This window comes from Dactylosporangium sp. NPDC051087 (assembly GCF_055586325.1).
Genome location: NZ_JBVJIJ010000022.1, coordinates 141,940 through 164,420 on the forward strand (window position 1 = coordinate 141,940; position 22,481 = coordinate 164,420).

18 protein-coding genes, 1 pseudogene and 1 riboswitch are annotated in these 22,481 nt (G+C 74.1%); of the genes and pseudogenes, 8 read left to right on the top strand and 11 right to left on the bottom strand.

The features are described from left to right. Nucleotides 1–126: 126 nt before the first annotated feature. The 7 genes from ACZ6TV_RS36920 to ACZ6TV_RS36950 all read right to left on the bottom strand — a co-directional run bounded on the left by ACZ6TV_RS36920 (nt 127) and on the right by ACZ6TV_RS36950 (nt 7,763). Nucleotides 127–930: an ECF transporter S component gene (locus ACZ6TV_RS36920; protein ID WP_465302801.1), complete on the bottom strand. Its 804-nt coding sequence runs from the start codon at nt 928–930 to the stop codon at nt 127–129. Further along, on the bottom strand, nt 927–2,528 hold the full coding sequence (locus ACZ6TV_RS36925) for an ABC transporter ATP-binding protein (RefSeq protein WP_465302803.1): 1,602 nt from the start codon (nt 2,526–2,528) through the stop codon (nt 927–929). The genes ACZ6TV_RS36920 and ACZ6TV_RS36925 overlap by 4 nt, the downstream gene beginning before the upstream one ends. Further along, nucleotides 2,525–3,649, bottom strand: coding sequence for an energy-coupling factor transporter transmembrane component T family protein (locus ACZ6TV_RS36930; RefSeq protein ID WP_465302805.1), 1,125 nt, complete (start codon nt 3,647–3,649; stop codon nt 2,525–2,527). The genes ACZ6TV_RS36925 and ACZ6TV_RS36930 overlap by 4 nt, the downstream gene beginning before the upstream one ends. Nucleotides 3,650–3,654: 5 nt before the next feature. Further along, a complete protein-coding gene (locus ACZ6TV_RS36935; RefSeq protein WP_465302903.1) occupies nt 3,655–4,485 on the bottom strand; it encodes a hypothetical protein in 831 nt (276 codons plus the stop codon). 119 nt (nt 4,486–4,604) lie between these two features. Further along, nucleotides 4,605–5,951, bottom strand: coding sequence for a prenyltransferase/squalene oxidase repeat-containing protein (locus ACZ6TV_RS36940; RefSeq protein WP_465302807.1), 1,347 nt, complete (start codon nt 5,949–5,951; stop codon nt 4,605–4,607). A 130-nt stretch (nt 5,952–6,081) separates the two neighbouring features. Next, the gene (locus ACZ6TV_RS36945; RefSeq protein WP_465302809.1) at nt 6,082–6,546 is read right to left on the bottom strand and encodes a hypothetical protein; all 465 of its coding nucleotides are present in this window, start codon (nt 6,544–6,546) and stop codon (nt 6,082–6,084) included. A gap of 161 nt (nt 6,547–6,707) precedes the next feature. Continuing rightward, the gene (locus ACZ6TV_RS36950) at nt 6,708–7,763 is read right to left on the bottom strand and encodes a prenyltransferase/squalene oxidase repeat-containing protein (RefSeq protein ID WP_465302811.1); all 1,056 of its coding nucleotides are present in this window, start codon (nt 7,761–7,763) and stop codon (nt 6,708–6,710) included. 89 nt (nt 7,764–7,852) lie between these two features. Beyond that, nucleotides 7,853–8,001, bottom strand: a riboswitch (cobalamin riboswitch). 150 nt (nt 8,002–8,151) lie between these two features. Between ACZ6TV_RS36950 and ACZ6TV_RS36955 the strand changes: the two genes are divergently transcribed. From ACZ6TV_RS36955 to ACZ6TV_RS36965, 3 genes are read left to right on the top strand one after another with little or no spacing between them, the layout of a single operon-like run. Further along, nucleotides 8,152–8,823 (top strand): DUF4097 family beta strand repeat-containing protein, encoded by a 672-nt coding sequence (locus tag ACZ6TV_RS36955; protein WP_465302813.1) that lies wholly within the window; start codon nt 8,152–8,154, stop codon nt 8,821–8,823. A 12-nt stretch (nt 8,824–8,835) separates the two neighbouring features. Next, nucleotides 8,836–9,819: an ATP-binding cassette domain-containing protein gene (locus ACZ6TV_RS36960; RefSeq protein ID WP_465302815.1), complete on the top strand. Its 984-nt coding sequence runs from the start codon at nt 8,836–8,838 to the stop codon at nt 9,817–9,819. Beyond that, entirely contained in the window at nt 9,816–10,607 is a 792-nt protein-coding gene (locus ACZ6TV_RS36965; protein ID WP_465302817.1) for an ABC transporter permease, read from the top strand. The genes ACZ6TV_RS36960 and ACZ6TV_RS36965 overlap by 4 nt, the downstream gene beginning before the upstream one ends. A gap of 69 nt (nt 10,608–10,676) precedes the next feature. Here the strand turns inward: ACZ6TV_RS36965 and ACZ6TV_RS36970 are convergent, their stop codons facing one another. From ACZ6TV_RS36970 to ACZ6TV_RS36980, 3 genes are all read right to left on the bottom strand, one after another. Then, nucleotides 10,677–13,748: an AfsR/SARP family transcriptional regulator gene (locus ACZ6TV_RS36970; protein ID WP_465302819.1), complete on the bottom strand. Its 3,072-nt coding sequence runs from the start codon at nt 13,746–13,748 to the stop codon at nt 10,677–10,679. Nucleotides 13,749–13,778: 30 nt separating this feature from the next. Beyond that, entirely contained in the window at nt 13,779–15,320 is a 1,542-nt protein-coding gene (locus ACZ6TV_RS36975; RefSeq protein WP_465302821.1) for a diguanylate cyclase domain-containing protein, read from the bottom strand. A gap of 122 nt (nt 15,321–15,442) precedes the next feature. After that, nucleotides 15,443–16,249, bottom strand: coding sequence for an alpha/beta fold hydrolase (locus tag ACZ6TV_RS36980; RefSeq protein ID WP_465302823.1), 807 nt, complete (start codon nt 16,247–16,249; stop codon nt 15,443–15,445). Between the two features lie 55 nt (nt 16,250–16,304). Between ACZ6TV_RS36980 and ACZ6TV_RS36985 the strand changes: the two genes are divergently transcribed. The 4 genes and pseudogenes from ACZ6TV_RS36985 to ACZ6TV_RS37000 all read left to right on the top strand — a co-directional run bounded on the left by ACZ6TV_RS36985 (nt 16,305) and on the right by ACZ6TV_RS37000 (nt 20,112). Beyond that, the gene (locus tag ACZ6TV_RS36985; protein ID WP_465302825.1) at nt 16,305–16,733 is read left to right on the top strand and encodes a winged helix-turn-helix transcriptional regulator; all 429 of its coding nucleotides are present in this window, start codon (nt 16,305–16,307) and stop codon (nt 16,731–16,733) included. 130 nt (nt 16,734–16,863) lie between these two features. Next, nucleotides 16,864–18,870: pseudogene (locus ACZ6TV_RS36990) on the top strand (cation-translocating P-type ATPase); the annotation flags it as partial. A 109-nt stretch (nt 18,871–18,979) separates the two neighbouring features. After that, on the top strand, nt 18,980–19,489 hold the full coding sequence (locus ACZ6TV_RS36995) for a cation transporting ATPase C-terminal domain-containing protein (RefSeq protein ID WP_465302827.1): 510 nt from the start codon (nt 18,980–18,982) through the stop codon (nt 19,487–19,489). 116 nt (nt 19,490–19,605) lie between these two features. After that, nucleotides 19,606–20,112: a DUF1269 domain-containing protein gene (locus ACZ6TV_RS37000; RefSeq protein WP_465302829.1), complete on the top strand. Its 507-nt coding sequence runs from the start codon at nt 19,606–19,608 to the stop codon at nt 20,110–20,112. 98 nt (nt 20,113–20,210) lie between these two features. On the opposite strand, the gene ACZ6TV_RS37005 is transcribed toward ACZ6TV_RS37000, so the two are convergent. Then, on the bottom strand, nt 20,211–20,873 hold the full coding sequence (locus ACZ6TV_RS37005) for a Type 1 glutamine amidotransferase-like domain-containing protein (RefSeq protein WP_465302905.1): 663 nt from the start codon (nt 20,871–20,873) through the stop codon (nt 20,211–20,213). A 207-nt stretch (nt 20,874–21,080) separates the two neighbouring features. Here ACZ6TV_RS37005 and ACZ6TV_RS37010 point away from each other — a divergent pair, with 207 nt between their 5' ends. After that, nucleotides 21,081–22,454: a ricin-type beta-trefoil lectin domain protein gene (locus ACZ6TV_RS37010; protein ID WP_465302831.1), complete on the top strand. Its 1,374-nt coding sequence runs from the start codon at nt 21,081–21,083 to the stop codon at nt 22,452–22,454. The last annotated feature ends 27 nt before the right edge of the window (nt 22,455–22,481 follow it).

The window sequence follows — 22,481 nt, forward strand, 5'->3', positions numbered from 1 at the left end:
GCGCAGGCGACCGACTTGAGACGTTCGATGACCTCGATCCGCACGGCGAGATCGGTGGCCCACTGCTCGTGCAGGACGTCGATCGCCATACCGGCTTCTGACGGACCGCCGCGGACGGGCCCGGCCTCACGCCCGGTCGGTGAAGGTCGCAGGGGCTTCGAACGCGGCGCGGCGGGACGCGCGGCGCAGGGTGGTCAGCACGGCGGTGCCGAGGACGGCGACCGCGGCGGCGTTGGTGACGGCGCGGCCGGTGTCCCAGCCCAGCGATGACGTGGTGGCGGTGAACAGGACGAAGCGGTGCAGGTTGTCCAGCAGCGGCGCGCCGGGCAGGTAGGACAGCTGGGTGCCGGCGGCGGGGCTGAAGGGCCAGAACCACATGTTCATGCAGAAGCCGTAGGCGTAGGCGCTGATCGCGGCGTAGCCGGCGAGCATGGCGATCTCGGCGCGGCCGGTGACCCGGCGGGGGAGCAGCCCGGCGCCGAGGCCGACCCAGGACGCGGCCAGCATCTGGAACGGCAGCCACGGGCCGACGCCGGCGGTGAGCAGCGCGGACGCGAACAGCGACGTGGAGCCGAGCAGGAACCCGAAGCCGGGGCCGAAGACGCGGCCGGCGAGGACGAGCAGGAAGAAGACGGTCTCGATGCCCGCGGTGCCGGCGCCGAGCGGCCGGAGCGCGGCGTTGACGGCGGACAGCACGCCGAGCATCGCGACGGCCTTGGTGTCCAGGCCGCCGCCGGTGAGCTCGGCGACCATGACACCGACGAGGACCGGCAGGAGGACGACGAAGACGAGGGGTGCTTCGGCGGTACGGGCGACCGCCTCCGGCCGGGCGGCGACGAACAGCGGCCAGAAGAACGCGGCCAGCCCGGCGGCGGAGGCGAGGGTGAGGACGGCGGCGGCCCGGGGCCGGACCCGCACCGGGTGGCTCATGACAGCGCCTCGGCGACGTCGGCGGCGGTGAGCCACGGCTGCGGATGCAGGACCTTGGCGACCTGCGGGGCGAACGTGGGCGACGCGACGACGATGCCGGCGGTGGGCCCGTCGGCGACGATCTCGCCCTGGGCCATGACGACGACCCGGTCGGCGAGGGCGGCGACCAGCTCGACGTCGTGGGTGGCCACGACGATCGCGGTGCCGCCGCGGGCGAGGTCCCGGACGATGCCGGTGAAGCGGTGCTTGGCGGTGTAGTCGAGGCCGCGGGTGGGCTCGTCCAGCAGCAGCACCGGCGGAGCGGCGGTGAGCTGGACGGCGAGGACGAGCGCGAGCCGCTGCCCTTCGGACAGGTCGCGGGGGTGCCGGTCGCCGGGGACGCCGGGGGCGAGGCCGTCCAGCAGCCCGCGGCAGCGACCGGCGGGGGCGGCGGCCTCCCGGTCGGCGGCGGCGCACTCCGCCTCGACGGTGTCGAGGTACAGCAGGTCGGCGGGGGTCTGCGGGACGAGCCCGACCCGGCGGCGGGCGTCGGCCGGCTTCAGCGTCGCCGGGTCCGCGCCACCGGCGGTGACCGTGCCGCGCTGCCGGGGGCCGGCGCCCTGCAGGGCCCACAGCAGCGACGACTTGCCGGAGCCGTTGCGGCCCATGAGCGCGACGACCGTGCCCGCGCGCAGGTCCAGGTCGACGCCGGTGACCGCCACGCGCCGCCCGTAGCGCACGACGACGTCGGTGGCGCGCAGTGCGACGGTACCGTCGCCGCCGTGGTCACGGGTCGGTGGTTCGTGGCCGGCGAGCCGGTCGCGCAGCGGGGCCGCGCGGCGGCGGGCGTCGCGGACCGAGAGCGGCGGCGGGTCCCAGCCGGCGAGGCGGCCGAGCTCGACGATCGGCGGGGCGATCGCCGCCGTGGCGAGGATGCCGGCGGGCGGGCCGTCGGCGACGGTGCCGTCACCGGCGAGGTACAGCAGCCGGTCGGCGGCGTGCGCGACACGTTCGAGGCGGTGCTCGGCGACGAGGACGGTGATGCCGAGATCGTGCACGAGGCGGGTGATCGCGGCGAGGACGTCCTCGGCGGCGGTCGGGTCGAGCGCGGACGTCGGCTCGTCGAGGACGACGACGCGGGGGTGCGCGGTCAGGACGGCGCCGATCGCGACGCGCTGCTGCTGGCCGCCGGACAGGGTGCGCAGCGGCCGGTCCCGCAGCTCGGCGATGCCGAGCAGGTCGAGGGTCTCCTCGACGCGTTTGCGCATGACCGGCGCGGGGACGGCGAGCTGCTCCAGGCCGTAGGCGAGCTCCTCCTCGACGGTGTCGGTGACGAAGCCGTGCAGGGGGTCCTGCCCGACGTACCCGACGACGTCGGCGAGCTCGCGCGGCGGGTGGGTGCGGGTGTCCCGGCCGTCGACGGTGACCCTGCCCGCGAGGGTGCCGCCGGTGAAGTGCGGCACGAGCCCGTTGACGGCGCGCAGCAGCGTGGACTTGCCGGTGCCGGTGTGCCCGGCGACGAGGCACAGCTCGCCCTCGCCGACGGTCAGGGTGACGTCGCGGATCACCGGGGTGCCGGCGCCGGCGTAGGTGACGCTGACCCTGTCGAACTCGATCACGCGGGCACCTCGGCGGAGACTTGGTCGGGAACCTGGTCGGGGACCTGGGTGGACGCGGGTGGCGGTGGGGTGAGCCAGCCGGGCGCGGCCGCGAGGACGACGGCGAGCGCCGGCAGGAGGCCGAGCCGCGGCCAGGTGAGCGGGCTCAGCGACGGGTACAGGTCGGCGGGGTCGACGGCGGCGGTGGCGAACAGCAGCGCCCCGGCGCCGGCCCCGCACAGGGCGGTGCACGTCTCCGGCAGCCGCCACGGGTCGGGCCGGTAGCGGCTGCGCCGGACCCGCCGCCCGCCGTACAGCAGGCCCGCCGCGGCGGCGATCCCGCCGCCGGCGAGGACGGGCAGCCCGAGGGCGCGTGGCGTGGTCGCGTCGAGGAGGCCGTAGACGCCGGCGCAGACACCGAGCAGCCCGCCGACGACGAGGGCGCCACCGGCGAGGCGGACCGGGCGCGGGGTCGTGCCGGCGCGGGCGTAGCCGCGGGAGTCCATGGCGGCGGCGAGGGTGAGCGAACGGTCGAGGGCGTCGGCGAGGACGGGCAGCAGGATCGCCCGCAGCGCGTGCACCCCCTTGCCCGCACCGCCGTGCAACCGGCGGGCCCTGCGCACCCGCAGGACGCTCTCGGCGAGCTGCGGGGCGACGGACAGCGCGACGATGACGGCGGTGCCGGCCTCGTACAGCGCCGCGGGGACGAGCTTCAGCAGCCGCTTCGGGTTGGCGAGAGCGTTGGCGGCGCCGAGGCAGATGAGCATCGCGGCGAGCCGGATCCCGTCGTACAGGCCGCTGAGCAGCTCCTCGGCGGCGACCGGGCCGAACAGCCGGATCCCCGCCGTCCACGCCGGCAGCGGCACCTCCGGCAGCGTGAACAGCACGTGGCCGCCGCCCCCGCCGCCGAACACGACCCGGAACAGCAGCCGGCTCGCGACGATCAGCCCGCCGAGCATCAGGTACAGCCGGAACGCCAGCGCCCACGGCGCGTCGCCGCGGCGGCGGGCGACGACGGCACCGGCCGCGGCGACGATGAGGGCCAGGACGATCGGGTTGGTGGTGCGGCTGGCGGCGGTGGCCAGCCCGAGCGCCCACAGCCACCACGCACCGGGATGCACCGCCCGTGGCAGAGTGCCCATCGTGGTCAGCCGCGCTCACGCCGGCGGCGCCAGGCGGTGAGTCCGCCGACCGCGGCGAGCAGTCCGAGGATGGCGGCTCCGGCGATGGTACCGACGGGCACGCCGGACGCCGATACCGTGGCCTCCGTGTCAGGGGGTGCGGTGTCACCCGCGTCCGGCTGGACCGGCATCGAAGGAGGCGCTGTGGTTCCCGGCGCCACCGACGTGTCCACAGAGGACGGTTCGGGACCGGCGGACGGCGTGCCGGTGGCGGGACCCGCAGTGCTGGCCGCCGCGGTCGTCGGCGCCGGACGGGGCCGGCCGGGCTGGGTCTCCTGGCCGGTGGCGGGCGGCGGTGGCGGGGCCGGGCGGCTCGGGGCGGCGCCGGGGACCGGCCGGTCGCCCTCGGTGCGGTTCTTGGCGAACGACCAGCCGTCGAAGCTGCCCTGCGGCGGGGTGCGGTTCTTGACCCCCGTCTGGCTGTAGGTCCAGGCGCCGCCGTTCGGGGCGTGCCAGTACGACCAGTACGCGGTCGCGGGCGGCGTGTCGACGCACGGCTCGGTCGCCGCGGTCGGCTTGCCGCTGATCCGGCAGACGAACGCGAGCCCCCACCGGTTGGTGCCGGCGACGGTGAACCCCGCGCCCTGCAACGCGGTCAGCCCGCTGTCCTGGGCGCCCGGCGCGCAGCGGACGACGACGCCGCCGCCGAGCTCGTGGAAGTCGACGACGACCGTGACACCGGTGGCGTCGGGGCAGTACCCGGCGGACCCGGCGGCCCGCGCCGGTGCGGGCACCACGAGCCCGCCGGCCGCCGCGACCAGCACCGCCGCCCCGGCCCGGACGACCCGGCCACCCACGGCGCGGGAGGCCCGGCCGCCCGTGGCCCGGGAGACCCGGCGGTCCGTGGCGTGCCCGGCGGCCCGGACGGCCGTGGTGCGGGAGAGCCGGGCGCCCGTGGGTGGGGCGAGGGGGCCGGTCATGGTGTGCGGCGTCGCCGGGCCGCGAGGACCAGCGCCAGGCCGGCGACGATGAGCGCGACGGCGACCGCCGCCATCCGCACGATCGGCTGCCCGGTCTTCGGCAGGTTCCCGCCGGTGCCCGCCGTCGCGGTGGCCGAAGTGGACGCGGACGCCGACGCCGACGCTGATGTGGAGGCTGACGCGCTGGTCGACGCCGACGCGGACGGCGACGGTGAGACGGACGGCGACACCGACGCCGACGGAGAGCCGGCGGGGCTCGTGCCGATCTCGCCGAACGGCACCCGGGCGAGGGCGAGGACCGCCTGGGCGGTGGCCCGGCGCCACTGGTCGCGCAGCAGGTCGTCGATCGCGCCGGTGGCGGACGCCTCGGCCGAGTAGGCGACGGCGCCCCGGTCGGCGCCGCCGGTCAGCTGCAGCTTCGCGACCCAGGCGGCGGCCCTGTCCGCCTCGGCGGTGGCGCCGGCGGCGGCGAGGGCCTGCCCGGCGAGGCCGGTGCTGTTGCTGTTGGCGACGGCGGGCAGGTTCGGGTCCGGCCGCTGCGGCCCGTTGACGAACGATCCGTCCGCGCCCTGCCTGGCCTTCAGCCACGCGGTGCCCTGCGCGGCCGCCGCGAGGGCCCCGGGTGAGGAGCCGGTGGCGAGCAGCGCCTGCACGGCCATCGCGGTCGTGTCGACGTCGGGGGCGTCGTCGGCGGCGCAGGCGGCGCCGGTCGGGTCGGGGTTGAGGCGGAAGCCGCCGGCCGGGCACTGCTGCCGGATCAGGTAGGCGGCGACGTCAGCCGGTACGCCACCGGTGCGGCCCAGACCGAGCACCGCCAGGGACTGGTCGAAGGTGTTGCTGGCGTCGCCGCCGTAGACCTCGGGCGTGGTGTCGCGGACCCTGCCCTTGTGCGGGCCGTCCGCCGCGATCAGGCCGCGGGTCATGGCGTCGAGGTCGAGGCCGCCGAAGTGTCTCGGGTCGCGGCCGGCGGCGGTGGCGGCGAGGAGCAGCTTCGCCGTGGAGCCGGCGTCGGTGATCCGGTCGTCGTCGCCGTCCTCGTCGTAGTCGAGCTCGTAGTAGCTGAACGTCGCGGCGTTCGCGGCGACCTTGTCGGCGACGGCGGCGGCGGTGGCCGGGGCGACGCCGGTGGCGCGCAGGGCGAGGAGCGCGTCGACGGTCAGGCCGATGTCGGGCAGCCCGAAGTTGGTGAGCACCCCGTCCTCGAACTGGGTGGTGAGCCACGTGGCGGCGTCCCGGCCGGCGGTCTGCTGCGCGGGGCTCGGGGCGGCGACGGCGGTGGCCGCGATCACGCCGCCGAGGACGGTGGCGGCGAGAGCGGCGGCGGCGCTGCGGTGCGGGCGCATGAGGGGCCTTTCAAAGCTGGCGGAGGCTCAAAGCTGGCGGAGGCTCAAAGCTGGCGGAGGCTCAGAGCTGACGGAGGCTCGAAGCCGACGGAGGCGGTGCCGCGGGGCACCGCCTCCGGTGCCGGATGGCTCAGGGGGCGGTGATCGACGGTGCCTGACCGGAGCCGAAGCGCCAGCCCTCGACGGTGCCGATCGCCGGGTTGAACGAGGAGGCGCCGGCGCTGCTGTACGTCCATGCGCCGCCGGGCGTGGCGTGCCAGTACGACCAGTACGCCGACGTGGGCGGGGTGTTGACGCACGGGTCGGACGCCGCGGTCGGCTGGCCGTTGATCCTGCACACGAACGCCAGGCCCCAGCGCTGCGTGCCGGTGACGGTGAACCCGGCGCCGGTCAGCGCGGCCAGCCCGGTCGGCGGGTCGCCGAGCTTGCAGCCGACCACGACCCCGCCGCCGAGCGGGCCGAAGTCGACCACGACGCTCACCCCGGCGCCGGGCGCGCAGGCGGCCGCGTGCGCCGCCCGCGGTGCCGGATCGGCGAGGACGAACGTCGCGGTGACGGCGAGCGCGGCGAACAGAGCGGCCGGCAACCGGCGCATGATTCCTCCACTGTGGACGGTGTGCACGGGTGTGCCGGGTCGGGTGGTCAGGGGCACGCCGGTGTTCAGGGGCATGCGGGGTCCGGTGTTCAGGGGAACGCGTGCGGCGGTGTGCGCGGGTGTGTGGCGCCTGGTGTTCACGGGCATGCCGGGCGTCGTGTTCACGGGCACACCAGGATCGGTGCGGCGGCGCGGGATCCGCGTGCGGTGAGCGTCGCCAGGCCCGAGCCGGTCAGGCCGGGCACCGCCTGCGCGGTCGACCGGACCGCGGTCGCCGGGTCGAACCCGCCGGCGGCGTAGGCGATGGCGCCCCGGTCCGCGCCGCAGCGGACCTGCAGGCTGAGCAGGAAGCCGCGGGCCTTCAGCCAGGCGACCGGCCGTCCCGCGACGGCCAGGGCCTGTGCCGCCAGACCGGTGCTGTTGGCGTTCGCCGTGCCGGCGGAGTCGGCGAACGAACCGTCGGCGGCCTGCGCCGAGACCAGCCACGCGACCGCCGGCGCCGCGTCGGCGGGACGGCCGACGGCGAGCAGCGCCTGCACGGCGAACGCGGTCGCGTCGACGTCGCTGATGCACGCCGGCTGGTCGTAGTAGAGCGGGTAGCCGCCGTCGGCGCAGCGGGTGCCGGCGAGGTACGTGCCGCCGGACGTGGGCGCCCCGGCCGGGGTGCGGTCCAGGGCGAGCAGCGAGAACGCCTGGGTGAGCTGGTTGCTGTAGTCGCCGAAGGCCGACCGGTCGGTGAAGCGGCCCGATGGCGCCTGCAGCCCGCGCAGCCGGGCGATCAGGTCGACGCCGCCGAACGCGGCCGGGTCGGCGCCGCGGACCTGCGCGGCGAGGGCGAGCTTGGCGGTCGCGCCCGCGTACGCCTCGGTGCCGTCCCCGATGTAGCCGGTGAGGATCTCCGGCCGGGCCAGCCACGCCGTCGCCTTGGCGGCGTTCGCGCCGGCGACCTTCGCGGCGGCGGACGCGAGGATCGCGTCGATGGTGAGGCCCTGGTCGGGGTAGGCGACGCCGTCGAAGACGACCTCGAAGCGTTCGCCGTCGACGAGCCGGTGGGCCAGCCACCCGGCGGCGGCGTCGGACCGGTTGACGGTGGGTGGTGCAGCTGTGACCGGCAGGGCGGCCGGTGCGACGGCCGTGACGGTCAGGACGCTGGACAGGGCGAGCGCGGCGAGCACCCTCGTGAGGAGGGTGCGGGCGCGGTGCCGGGGGACTGCCATCGGGCGGTGCCTCTCCGGCCCTGGCAGTCGAGAGAAACCGGGCATGCCCGGTGGCTCCGACCCGTGGGCCACGACGGGTAGGGAGGTGCAAGAGACGACGCGTGTCGGACAGGTATTCGGGCTCGCGGCGAGCAGACATCGCTCACCGCCTACCGTTGCGGGCCAGCGCCGGACTTCAACCGGACTTCCCCCATCAACACACGGCTATGTAGTTGTGACCGACAGTCTGTCCCCGGCGATGCGGTGCCGTCAATCCCGGCGGCCGTGCTGTGGCGATGCCAACAGCTCACTGACACGGGCGGGACGGCGTGTCTGCGCGCTGTCAGCCCGCTGTCAGTGGCGCTCGCGACAGTGCTCTCACCAAGCCGAACGGACAGAGGAGAGCACGATGCAGACCTTCGAGACCCCCGACCCGATCTCCGCGGTGCTCGACATCCCCGCGGGCCGCGTCCAGTTCATCGCCGGTGACCGGGCCGACACGACCGTCCAGGTCCGGCCGGCCGACGCCGCGAAGAGCCGCGACGTGAAGGTGGCGGAGCAGACCACGGTCGAATACGCCGGCGGCGTCCTGCGGATCGCGGCCGACGCCGGGGTGCGGCACCAGCTGCTCGGCAGTTCGGGCTCCGTCGACGTGACCGTGCAGCTGCCCGCCGGCTCCCAGCTGACCGTGAAGGCGGCCAGCGCCGAGTTCCGGGCCGTCGGCCGCTTCGGCGACGTCGCCTTCGACGGGGCGCACGGCGCGGTCAAGGTCGACGAGGCCGACAGCGTCCACCTCACCGTCCTCGCCGCCGACGTCGTCGTCGGCCGGGTCAACGGCTCGTCGGAGATCAGCACCGCCAAGGGCGACATCACCGTCGCCGAGGCGGTGCGCGGCAACCTCGTGCTGCGCACCCAGGCCGGCGACGTGACCGTCGGCGCCGCCACCGGCGTCTCCGCCTCGCTGGACGCCGGCACCGGCCACGGCCGCATCCACAACGCGCTGAAGAACGGCGACGGCGCCGCCGAGCTCACCATCCACGCCACGACCGCGCACGGCGACATCGTCGCCCGCAGCAACTGAAGGGACAGCACCATGACGAACCTGGCCATCGCGGCGACCGGGCTGCGCAAGTCGTACGGGGACAAGGTCGTGCTCGACGGCGTCGACCTGGCCGTGCCCGCGGGGACGATCTTCTCCCTGCTCGGCCCGAACGGCGCCGGCAAGACCACCGCCGTGAAGATCCTGTCCACGCTCATCTCGCCCGGCCCGGGCTCCGGCGCCATCCACGTCGACGGTCACGACCTGGCCCGCGACCCGCAGGCCGTCCGCGCCGCGATCGGCGTCACCGGGCAGTTCTCCGCCGTCGACGGCCTGATCACGGGCGAGGAGAACATGCTGCTCATGGGCGACCTGCACCACCTGTCCAAGCGCGACGGGCGGCGCGCCGCCGCCGGGCTGCTGGAGCGCTTCGCCCTCACCGACGCGGCGAAGAAGCCCGCCTCCACGTACTCCGGCGGCATGAAGCGGCGGCTCGACCTGGCGATGACCCTGGTCGGGCACCCGCGGGTGATCTTCCTGGACGAGCCCACGACCGGCCTCGACCCGCGCAGCCGGCACAACATGTGGCAGATCATCCGCGAGCTCGTCGACGACGGTGCCACGGTCTTCCTGACCACGCAGTACCTGGAGGAGGCCGACCAGCTCGCCGACCGGATCGCCGTGCTCAACGACGGGAAGATCGTGGCGGAGGGCACGGCGGACCAACTGAAGCGGCTGGTCCCCGGCGGGCACGTGCGGCTGCGCTTCACCGACCCGGTGGCCTACAAGGCGGCGGGCCTCGCGCTGCCGGACGCCGCCCGCGACGACGAGTCCCTCGCGCTGCAGATCCCCGGCGACGGCAGCCAGCGGGACCTGCGCTCGATCCTCGACCGGCTCGACTCGGTCCGCGTCGAGGCCGACGAGCTGACCGTACACACGCCGGACCTCGACGACGTGTTCTTCGCCCTGACCGGAAGCGCCGACCCGACCGCAAGTGCCGACCGCAAGAGCACCACGCCGATGGAGGTTGTCCGATGAGCTCGCTCGCCCTGACCGTCCGTGACTCGTCCACGATGCTGCGCCGCAACCTGCTCCACGCGCGCCGCTACCCGTCGCTGACGCTGAACCTGCTGCTCACCCCGATCATGTTGCTGCTGCTGTTCGTGTACATCTTCGGCGACACGTTGAGTGCCGGCATCGGCGGCGGCGCGCCGGACCGGTCGAAATACATCGCGTACCTCGTCCCGGGCCTGCTGCTGATGACCATCGGCAGCACCGTGATCGGCACCGCGGTCTCCGTCTCGAACGACATGACCGAGGGCATCATCGCCCGCTTCCGTACCATGGCGATCCACCGCGGATCGGTGCTCGTCGGGCACGTCATCGGCAGCGTCCTGCAGTCGGTGGCGAGCGTGGTCCTGGTCGGCGCGGTCGGCGTGGCGATCGGCTTCCGGTCCACCGACGCGACGGCGCTGGAGTGGCTGGCGGCGTTCGGGCTGCTGGTGCTCTTCTCCACGGCGATGACCTGGATCGCGGTGGGCATGGGCCTGATCAGCCCGAACGCGGAGGCGGCCAGCAACAACGCGCTGCCGATGATCCTGCTGCCGCTGCTGTCCAGCGCGTTCGTGCCGGTCGACGCGATGCCGGGCTGGTTCCAGCCGATCGCGAAGTTCCAGCCCTTCACGCCCGCCATCGAGACCCTCCGCGGGCTGCTGCTGGGCAGCGGGATCGGCTACAACGGCTGGCTCGCGGTCGGCTGGTGCGTGGCCCTGGCGGTCCTCGGCTACTTCTGGGCGACGGCGAAGTTCAACAACGACCCGCGGTAACACCCGCGACAACGGCGACGGGCGGCGAAGGTGCCGCCCGTCGCCGCCGTTTCTGCGTTCCCGGCGCGGTCAGCCGGTGGCCGGCGCGACCAGCCGGGCGATCGCGTCCCGCCGGGGAAGCCCGGCGCCGAGCGCGTAGGCGGCGGCGTAGCCGGTCTCGCCGAGCACGGCCGTGAGCCGGTCGGCGAGGGCCCGCAGCTCGGGTTCGCCGTGGTCGAACTCGCCGCGGATGACCTCGCTCATGCCGAGCGCCGCGGCGGCCCGCCCGGCCTCACCCTCCAGCGCCAGGAGCCCGGCGAGCAACTCCGCCGCCCAGGCGAGGCCGGCGCTGTACCCCTGGGCGAGCAGCGACGCGAGCGCCTCCGGCAGCAGCGCCCTGGCCCGCGTCACGTCGCCCTCCGCCAGCCGGTTCTCCAGGCGGGTGCTGACGATCAGGTCCCGCGCGACGTCCTCGGCGATCGCGCCCCGCCGGACCAGCGCCTCCAGCTCGTCGAGGATCAGGTTGGCGTGCGACAGGTCACCGGCGAGGCGGTACACGTTGGCGAGACCGACGAGGATGTTCACCTCCATGCGGCGGTGGCCGCGTTCCCTGGCCCGGCGCTGCGCGGCCCGGATGTCGCGCAGCGCGCCGTCGATGTCGCCGCTGCGCCGGCGCTCCCGGGCCAGCCGGGCCCGGCTCAGGTACAGATAGTCCTCGACACCCAGCTCGGAGCTGAGCACCACGGCCCGCTCGAACGCGGCGATCGCGGGCCCGTGCTCGCGGCGCAGCGAGTGGTCGCGGCCGAGCGGCAGCAGGCTGAGCACGAGGCCCCAGCGGTCGCCGACCTCCTCGAACCCGTCGAGGGCCGCCCGCCGGGACGCGGCGCCGGTGCGCAGGTCGCCCTGCTCGGTCAGCAGGAAGTCCCGTGCCCAGTGCGCGCTCGCCCGGATCCACGGGTCCGCCGAGGTCAGCGCCTCGACCAGGTCGGACTCCCCGGTCGTGTGCGCCAGCTGGGTCATGCGCATCAGCGGCCGCGCCGGGTGGAACTCCCGCGCGCCGGCGGAGTCGACGTCCATACTGGCCCGCACCACCCCGAACGCGGTCCTCGCCTGCTCGGGCAGGGCGCCGCCGTACCGCAGGTACGTCTCGAACTGGGTGGTCATGCCGCTCATGCCCCAGTACCAGAACATCGCGCCGACGAAGCGGGACGCCGCGGGCGCGTCCCCGGCGTCCACGGCCCGGCGCAGCGCGTGCACGAGGTTGTCGTACTCGGCGTCGAAGACGGCGATCGCCGCGAGCTGGTCGCGGGTGCGCAGCAGCGGCTCGTGCTCCTCGGCGAGGGCCAGGAAGTAGCCGCGGAACCGCGCCCCGATGTCGTCGCCGGACGCCTCGAGCCGCCCGAGGGCGTACGCGCGGACGGTCTCCAGCATCCGGTACCGGTCGCCGGACTGCCCGACGATCGACTTCTCCACGAGGGCGTCGAGCACGTAGAAGATGTCCCCGGCGGGCAGCGCCGCGTCGGCGCAGACGGCCTCGAGGGCCGCAGTCGTCGCGCCGCCGGGGAACGCCGCCAGCCGCCGGGCGAGGATCCGCTCGGGCTCCTCGAGGAGGTCCCAGCTCCAGGCGACGACGGCGAGGAGCGTGCGCTGGCGGGGGAGCGCGGACCGGCTGCCGGAGCTGAGCAGCCGGAAGCGGTCGTCGAGCCGTCGGGCGATCTGCTCGACGCCCATCGAGCGCAGTTTGGCGGCGGCGAGCTCCAGCGCGAGCGGCAGCCCGTCGAGCCGCCGGCAGATCTCCACGACGTGGTCGACGGTGGACTCGTCCAGCGGGAATCCGGGCCGTACCGTCGCCGCCCGGTCGACGAAGAGCCGCACCGCCGCGGTCCGTGCCGCCTCCGCCGGCTCCACCGAGTCGCGGGGCACTTCGAGGGGCCCGAGGTGGCACAGCGCTTCGCCGGTGATCGCGAGGGGCTCGCGGCTGGTGGCCAGGACCCGCAGCTGCGGCAGCCGGGTCAGCAGCGCGTCGGCGAGGTCGGCGGCGGCGCCGACGAGGTGCTCGCAGTTGTCCAGCACGAGGACCGCGTCGCCGACGTCGAGCAGCTCGGCGACCCGGTCCAGCGGCGTGGCCGGCCCGCCCTCGTACAGCCGGCCGTCGGTGGCGTTGAGGGCGCCGAGGACGGCGTCGGCGAGGTGTTCGGGGTCGCTGACCGCGGCGAGGGGGACGAACCAGACCCGCCCGCGCAGGTTCCTGGCGGTCTCCAGCACCAGCCGCGTCTTGCCCGCGCCGCCGGGCCCGACGACCGTGACGAGCCGGTTGGGCACCAGCAGGCCGGCGAGCTGCGCCATCTCGGCGTCCCGGCCGACGAAGCTGGTGAGCTGCGCCGGCAGCCGGCTCGGCGCGACCTCGATCCGGGCCGCCGGCTGCTCCATCTCGCCGCGCAGCAGCGCCAGGTGCAGGTCCTTCAGCGCCGGGCCCGGGTCGACGCCCAGCTCGTCGCCGAGCGCCGCCCGGATCTGCTCGTACACGGCGAGGGCGTCGCTCTGCCGGCCGGTGGCGGTGAGCGCCCGCATCCGCATCCCGGCGAGGCGCTCGCTGAGCGGGTGCTCGGCGGCGGCGGCCTGCAGCGGGGCGAGGACCTCGGCGTGCCGGCCCAGCTGGAGCTCGGCCTCGAACCGGTCCGTGGTCGCGGCGACCCGCAGCTCGTGCAGCCGGGCGGCGACGTTGCGGGCGTACGGCGCCTCCTGCAGGTCCGTCAGGGCCGGCCCGCGCCACAGGTCCAGCGCCCGGCCCAGCGCCTCGGCGGCCTGCTCGGGGCGGCCGGCGGACAGCTCGCGCCGGCCGTGCGCGGCGAGGTCGTCGAACCGGTGCGCGTCCACGTCGTCGCGGGTCGTGACCACCCGGTAGCCGCCGGCGACGAGGTCGACCGACCCGGCGTCGCCCAGCGCCCGGCGCAGCCGCGACACGAGACCCTGCAGCGCCGCGGGCGCCCCGGCGGGCGGCTCCTCGCCCCACAGCTCGTCGATCAGCAGCTCGGCGGAGACCGGGCGGCCCGCCTCGAGAGCGAGCCTGGCGAACAGCATGCGCAGCCGGGCACCGGCGATCTCCACCGGCGTCCCGTCCTGCGCACGGACCTCGAGCGGGCCGAGCAGGGCGATTTGCACGGGCCACAGCTTTGCAGACGCCCCGCCAGGTCACTGCGTCAAGGTCAGGTGGGGCGCTTTGCCCGGTTCGCTGATACGCCAGTTGTTCTTGCCGGCGGACTTGACGGCGTACATGGCGGCGTCCGCCCGGCGCAGCAGGTCGGCGATGCCGGTCGGGGCGTGGCTGACGTACGTGACGCCGATGCTCGCGCCGACCCTCGTGGTGTGCCCGCCGATGACCGCCGGCACCGAGATGGCCCGGACCAGCCGCCCGGCGAGCGTCTGGTCCGCCAGCGGGGCGAGGACGACGAACTCGTCGCCGCCGAGCCGGCAGACGATGGCGTCGTGCGCGACGCTGACGAGCCGGTCGGCGACCTCGCACAACAACCGGTCGCCGACCTCGTGACCGAGCGTGTCGTTGACGCCCTTGAAGCCGTCGAGGTCGATGAGCAGCAGCGCGGTGTCGGTGCCGGTCGTGGTGTACCGCTCGATCGCGTCCTCCACGTGCCGGCCGAGGTACGCCCGGTTCGCCAGCCCGGTCAGCTCGTCGTGCCACGCCTGGTGCTGGAGCCGCTCGGTGAGCACCTGGTTCTGGGTGAGCAGCTGGCCGTTCTCCCGCAGCGCGGCGAGCTGCCGCGTCGTGACCAGCGACAGCAGGATGCCGGTGCCGGCCAGGACGCCCCAGCGGCGCCAGTCGAGCCCGGGGCCGACCACGGCCACGAGGAGCCCGAACGCGGCGGCCGACGCCCCGTAGGGCAGGACGCTGAACGGCTTGCGGAAGGCGCTTTGCCGCGGCGCCGACCCCGTCGCGCGCGGGCGCGCCGGCTCGGGCCCGCCGCCGCTGGCGTGGTACTGCAGCAGCGCCCCGCCGAGCGAGGCCAACTGGGCGAGCAGCAGCAGCACCATCGGCCCCAGCCGCACCGTGTCCGGCGGGTCGGGCAGGGTGGTGGCGAACCCGGTCAGCGCGATGCACGCGGCGTAGCAGGCGAGCGTCGGTCTGGTGAGCAGCCGCGTGCCGAAGAACGTGACGCGCAGGACCCCGAACCCGGCGACGAGCACCGTCACCGGCAGCGCCAGGGTCTCCGACAGCGCCAGCCAGCTGTGCCCCGGCGACCATCGGCGGCTGACCGTGAAGTACCAGACGAACACGGCGGCACCGATCAGCACGATGCCCGCGTCGAGCACGATCCGGGTCCGCTCCGACCTGGTGCGGGCGACCGTCGGGTAGCGGAACACCGCGTACATGATGAAGACACCGGCGACGGGATAGACCAGTTCGGCGCCGTACATCGGCACCGCCCGGCCGATGACCGCCGTCACCAGCAACGCGGTGAGGTCGACGGCCATGCCGAGCGTGTAGACCGTCATCGCGAAGGTCATGCTGGCCCAGAAGCGGGCGGTCGCCCGCGGCAGCCCCGGCACCCGGGCCGTGCGGTGGAACATGTAGGCCAGCGCGGCGACCAGCGCGAGGTCGACGGAGACGATCGCGGGCCGGGCCACGTGCGCCGGCAGGACCAGCGCCACGAGCACGGCCAGGACCGCCGCGACCGCCCCGGCGGGCAGCAGCGCGTCGACACCCTGGGGCCGCCGCATGTCCTGCCTCCCGGTGCCGTCGATCATCGCCAGCCCGACCCATCGGCACCGCCACCGCCGACCTGAACGATTCCTGCGCTCCGCGGGAGGTGTCCGGCGTCACCGGCCGGGCGGGGGCGCGCTCATGGGCCGACGCGGAGGATCAGCGCCGCGACGGCGTCCGGGCGGTCCAGCGGCAGGAGGTGACCGGCGCGCGGGACGAGCTTGCCGGTCAGGTCGTCGGTGACCGGTTGCAGCTGCCGGTGCAGCAGGTCACCGACCGTGTCGCCGCCGACCGCGAGGGTCGCGACGGTCAGCCGCCCGGCGTCGCGCGCCGCCGCCGCGTTCTCGGCGGCCGCACGGTAGTAGCCGAAGCCGCACCGCAGTGCCTCGCGGCCCGTGTACGCCCGGACGAACGCGTCCCGGATCCCCGGCGGCACGCCGCGGCGCTCATAGGTGCCCGCGGTGAGGAAGAAGTCGAGGTAGGTGCCCTCGTGCCCCACCAGGACGGTCTCGGCGAGCCCGGGTGCCGAGTGGAAGCCGAACCACCACGGAGGCGCCGGGAAGCCGCCGGGCAGGCCGGGCAGCGTCGCCTCCATCAGCACCAGGCGGCGGACCCGGTCCGGGTGCAGCGCGCCGAGCAGGAACGCCGCCGGCACCCCGGCGTCGATGGCCACGACGTCGGCGCGGTCCACCGCGAGGGCGTCGAGGAGTCCGAGCATGTCCGCGGCGCCGGTCGCGGCGTCGAAGCCGTCCGTCGCGCGGGCGCTGTCGCCGAGCCCGCGCAGGTCGGGCGCGACGACCCGGCGCGCCCCGGCCAGCTGCGGCAGGACCGGCCGCCACACCTGCCACGTGTGCGGCCAGCCGTGCATGAGCAGCACCGGCGGGCCGGCGCCGTCCGTCGTCACGTGCAGCTCGGTGCCGTTGGTCTCGATCCTGCGGTGCTCCATGCCAACCTCCAGGCGGGTTACCATTGGTTACCTGCTCAATGGTGGAGATCGCCGCATGACCGGACAAGACGGCACTTCGGTGTCACCAGGTGAGCCCGGGGTGACCGGGTCGTCCGGGTCGGCCGGGTCGACCGGGGACCTGTTCAGCCCCGCCTGCCCGACCCGGCAGCTGCTCGACCGGATCGGCGACAAGTGGACGTCGATGCTGATCAAGGTGCTCGCCGACGCGCATCCGGGCGAGCTCGGCTTCGCGGAGCTGCGCCGCAGGACGCCCGGGGTGTCGCACAAGATGCTGTCGCAGACGCTGCAGAGCCTGCGCCGCGACGGCCTGGTCACCCGCCGGGTCGAGCCGACCGTCCCGCCGCGGGTCCACTACGCGCTCACCGACCTGGGACTGTCGCTGGACACACCCCTCGCCGCGGTCCGGGCCTGGGCCGAGCTGCACATCGCCGCCATCGAGGCGGCCCGCGCCGCCGCCGGCTGACCCGACGCTCATGAACCGGTGTCGTCGCCGGGCCGGCCGCTGGGATCAACGGGCGTCGAGTGGGTATCGGGTCGCCGCTCCAGTCGGATTCGTGGGTCGGAGTTCAGGAGGCGACACGTTCATGGTCACGATGTCGGCCGGGGAGGCCGAGGCGCCACCCTTCCACGCTCTGTCGGTCACGGAGACGCTCGCGGTGGAGCATGTCGAACCGCAGGCCGGCCTGTCGGACGGCGAGGTGTCGGTGCGCCGCACCGCGTACGGACCGAACCGGATGGTCGAGTCGCGCAAGGAGTCGCGGTGGCGGGCGTTCGGCCGCCAGTACGCCGATCCGATGCAGATCGTCCTGCTGTGCGCCGGGCTCGGCAGCCTGTACCCGCTGAAGCAGCTCGGCACGGGGCTGCTCCTGCTGCTGCTCACCCTGTTCAACGCGGCCCTCGGGATGCGGCAGGAGGGCAAGGCGGCAGCGGCGGTCGGCGCCCTGCAGAAGATGATGATCGTCAAGGCGAAGGTCCGCCGCGACGGGAAGCTGGCCGAGCTCGCCGCGGAGGACCTGGTGCCGGGCGACGTCGTGCTGATCGAGGCCGGTGACCTCGTCCCGGCCGACGGGCGCCTGGTCAGGTCCACCGGCCTGGAGATCGACGAGTCCGCGCTGACCGGCGAGAGCGTCCCGGTCGCCAAGGACGCCGAGGCCGTGACCGGGACCGGGGCGGCGCTCGGTGACCGGGTCGACATGGTGTACATAAACACGAACGTCAGCCGCGGCACCGCCGAGTTCGTGGTCACCGCCACCGGGATGGCGACCGAGGTCGGTCACATCTCCGGCATGCTGCAGACCGCGCAGGAGGCCGAGACCCCGCTGACCCGGCAGCTGTCGCGGCTGACCAACCAGATCCTCGTCGTCGCCGGCGTCGCGCTGGGGCTGTCGATCGCGCTCAACCTGGCCCGCGGCAACGCGTTCGACGTGGTGTTCCTGGCGGCGATCGCCTTCGCCGTCTCGGCCATCCCCACCGGCCTCCCGGCGGTCGTCACGACGATCCTGTCCATGGGGACCCAGCAGCTCGCCCGGGCCAACGCGATCGTCAAGCGGCTGCGGTCGACGGAGACCCTCGGGTCGACCTCGGCCGTCAACTCCGACAAGACCGGCACGCTGACGCTCAACCAGATGACCGCCGTCGAGCTGGCCATCCCGGGCCGGCGGTACGCCGTGTCGGGCAGCGGCTACGGCACCGACGGCGACATCCGGCACACCGCCGGCCAGCCCGACGTGCCGCTGGAGCCGTTCCTGCTGCCGATGGCCCTCGCCGGCGACGCCGTGGTGCGCTCCGGCGAGCTGATCGGCGACCCCACCGAGGGTGCGCTCGTCGTGCTCGCCGAGAAGGGCCAGGTCGACGTGGTGTCGACGCGGCAGCGGTACCCGCGGCTGGCGGAGGTGCCGTTCGACGCCGCGTACAAGCTGATGGCGACGTTCCGCCGGATGACCGGCGACGGCGGCGAGGACGTCGTGCGCGCATACGTGAAGGGCGCCCCGGACCAGCTGCTGACCCGTGCGTCGACCGTGCTGTGGCCCGGCCTGGCGCCCAGCCCGCTGGACGACGAGCAGCGCGGCCGGTACCTGGCGGAGAACCAACGGCTCGCCGCGCAGGGGCTGCGGGTCATGGCCACGGCCCGCAAGGACTTCCCCGCGGCCACCTTCGACCCGCAGGCCGCGCTGCTGGAGACCCTCGACGGGCTGACCCTGCTCGCCATGGTCGGCATCGTCGATCCGCCGCGCCCCCAGGCGAAGGCCGCGATCGCCACCGCGAAGGCGGCCGGCATGCGGATCCGGATGATCACCGGCGACCACGCCGTGACCGCCTCCGCCATCGCCGGGCAGCTCGGCATCGACGGCCGCGCGATCACCGGCGCCGAGTTCACCGCGATGACCGACGACCAGCTCAGCCACGAGATCGACGAGATCGGGGTCATCGCCCGGGTGACGCCCGAGGACAAGGTCCGGCTGGTGGAGATCCTGCAGCGGCAGGGCCAGATCGTCGCGATGACCGGCGACGGCGTCAACGACGCGCCCGCCCTGAAGCGCGCCGACATCGGCATCGCGATGGGCATCACCGGCACGGAGGTCTCCAAGGAGGCCGCCGCGATGATCCTCGTCGACGACGACTTCGCCACCATCGTCAAGGCCGTGGAGATCGGCAGGGCGCGTGCCGTTCCTGCCGCTGCAGACGCTCTGGGTCAACTTCACCACCCAGGTGTTCCAGGCCATCGGCCTCGGCTACGGCAGGCAGGACGCGGACATCATGCGCCGGCCGCCCCGCCGCGCCGGCGAGCCGTTGCTGCCCACCCGCACCCTGCTCTGGCTCGCCGTCCTCGGGCTGTGGCTGGGCGCCGTCACCCTGATCGTCATCGCCTGGGCCTGGCCGGCGTACGGGGGCGGCGTCGCCCGCACGATGGGCCTGACGACGTTCTCGCTGCTCAACCTGGCGCTGTCGATCACCGTCCGCAGTGACGTGCGTTCGGTGTTCACCCTGGAGACGTTCGACGACCGCCGCTTCCTGGTCACCAGCGGCATGTCGGTGATCGCGACCGTCCTCGCCACCGAGCTGGGCCTGCTGCAGCGGATGCTGCACACCGTCAGCCTCAACCTGACCCAGTGGCTGGTGTGCATCGTCGCCGGCGTGTCCGTGATCGTGGTCACCGAGCTGCGCAAGCTGATCCTGCGCCGCCGCGCGGTGCCCGCGGCACAGCCGGCGGGCCGCTGACCGCCCGTCACTCGCCACGGGCGAGGCGGTCCGGCGGCGGCTTGGCGAGCGTTGCAGATGACATCCGATGCAGGAGCACGGCTCCAGCTCACCGCACAATTGTGGGAGGAAGCGTCATGAGCGACATCATCGCGATCGAGTACAGCGACATCCCCACGGCGAAGACGGCCCGGGAGAAGATCCTCGACCTGCAGCGGCAGGGGCTCATCAGCGTGCGCGACGCGGCGGTGGTGGAGATCAACGCCGCCGGCAAGGTCAAGGTGCATCAGGCCGCGTCCGCGACCGGCGTCGGCGCGGCCAGCGGGGCCATGTGGGGCGGCCTCATCGGGCTGCTGTTCTTCGCCCCGTTCCTCGGCATGGCGATCGGCGCGGGCACCGGTGCGCTTGCCGGGAAGGCCACCGACGTCGGTGTGGACGACGCGTTCATGAAGGACCTCACCTCGACGCTGGAGCCCGGCTCGGCGGTGCTGTTCCTGCTCGTCGACCAGATCACCGTCGACAAGGTCGTCCAGGAGATGGCGCCGTACCAGCTCGGCGGCCGGATGCTGCGCAGTTCCCTGAACCGCGAGGCGGAGCAGCGCCTGAACGACGCCGTGGAGGCCGCCCGCCTCGCACACGTCTGAGGCGCGACGGCGCGACCGGCGCCGGGGCGTGCGGCCACCGCCGCGCGCCCCGGCGTCATGCCCGCACCGGCTTCCCCGGCTTGCCCGGTCTCAGCCGGTCACAGGTGCCGCCGCCAACGGCCCTCGGTGACCACGTCCACCGCGCCGTCGATCACCCGGACGGCGGTGTCGTCGTCGATGAACGTGATCGGGAAGCCGGCCCGCGCCGCGATACGGTCGGCCCACGCGTCGTCGCGCTCCGGGAAGTCCGGCGAGTACAGGTGCGGCTTCAGGTACCAGTCGAACAGGCCGAACGGCGGGGTCAGCGACGTCGCGCCGAGGGCGTGCAGGTCCGCGAGATCACCGATCACCGCGGCGGAGTGCTCGTCCAGGTGCCGGCTGAAGAGCATCGACCCGGCGCTCACTCCCACGTAGACCCGGCTGCGCAGCGCCTCCAGGAAGGCGCCGGCCAGGTCGTTGCCGCCGATGCTCCGGGCGAGATGGTAGTGGTTGCCGCCCTCGACGTAGACGACGTCCGCGCGCAGCAACCGGTCCAGCACCAGCTGCCGGGGCAGGCCGTTGAGCTCCAGGACGTTCAAGGTCCGCCAGCCCAGCCCGTACAGCCGGTGCAGTCGCCGGACGAGCCAGCCGTGATCGCCCGGCTCCGCCACCGACGCGGTCGGCACGCAGACGACGTCCGCCGATCCGAACGGCTTGCCCAACAGGTCACGGAGCGCGTCGAGCAGCGTTTCGTTGGTCAGCCCGTTCGACGTCAGCAGCATTTTCACGCGTCCACGGTATGCCCCGTTCGTGCTTGTCGGCTTTTGCGCGAACCCGGCGGCGGGCTCGTTTGATCGACGGTTATTGACAACAAGGTTTTCAGTACAGCACGATGCTGAGAGCGCTCTCACGTCCGCCACGTGGGCGCTGACATGCATCACCGTCGACCAGCAACATCTCCGCCCCATGCTCGAGAAGGGCACACCACTGTGGAGATCCAACAAGAACGCACACCCCGGCAGCGTCGTGGCCGCATCGCACTGCTGGCCGGTGCCGGCGCTGCCGTGCTGCTCGCCGCCACGATCGCGGCGCTGCCCAACGCCGGCGCGTCGGTGCCGCCCACCCCCTCAGGCTGGACGCAGATCTTCGCCGACGACTTCAACGGCTCCGCCGGCACCGGCGTCAACACCGGCAACTGGATCTACGACCTCGGTCACGGCTACCCCGGCGGCGCGGGCAACTGGGGCACCGGCGAGATCGAGAACATGACCAACAGCACCGCCAACGTCTACCTCGACGGCGGCGGCAACCTGGCGATCAAGCCGATCCGCGACGGCGCCGGCAACTGGACCAGCGGCCGCATCGAGACGCAACGCACCAACATCGCCGCACCGGCAGGCGGCAAGCTGCGCGTCGAGGCCCGCATCCAGCAGCCCAACGTCAACACCGCCAACGGCGCCGGCTACTGGCCCGCGTTCTGGATGCTGGGCGCGGCGGCGCGCGGCACCGGCGCGACCGGCTGGCCCGGCATCGGCGAGATCGACATCCTGGAGAACATCAACGGCCGGCCGTCGGTGTTCGCCGCCCTGCACTGCGGCACCAACCCGGGCGGTCCCTGCAACGAGACCACGGGCATCGGCAGCGGTGAGCGCGCCTGCGGCGGCTGCAACAGCGGCTACCACACCTACGCCATCGAGCAGGACCGCAGCACGTCGCCGGAGCAGATCCGGTGGTACCTGGACGGCAACAACTTCTTCACCATCAACGCCAACCAGGTCGACGCCAACACCTGGAACAACGCCACGCACCACGGCTTCTTCATCATCCTCAACGTGGCGATCGGCGGCGGTTTCCCCGGCGCGTTCGGCGGCGGTCCCTTCGCCTCCACCGTGTCCGGTGTGCCGATGATGGTCGACTACGTCGCGGCGTACACCGCCGGTGGCGGCGGTGGCGGCACCACCACGCCGCCGCCGACCAGCGGCAAGGCGGTCAAGGGCCCGGACGGTCTGTGCCTGGACGTCCGCTCGTCCAACAGCGCCAACGGCACCCCCGTCCAGCTGTGGACCTGCAACGGCACCGGCGCCCAGCAGTGGACCTACGTCGAGGCGGGCAGCACGCTGCGCGCGTTCGGCAAGTGCCTGGACATCCCGGGCGGCTCCACGGCCAACGGCGCGAAGCTGCAGCTGTGGGACTGCAACAGCACCGGCGCGCAGGTCTTCATCCGCCGCACCGACAGCACCTACTACAACCCGGCGTCCAACAAGTGCCTCGACGACCCCAACGGGTCGACGACGCCGGGCGTCCAGATGCAGATCTGGGACTGCAACGGCAGCAACGCACAGAAGTTCACGCTGCCGCAGTAGGTGACACAGGCATCCGCCGGGTCGTCG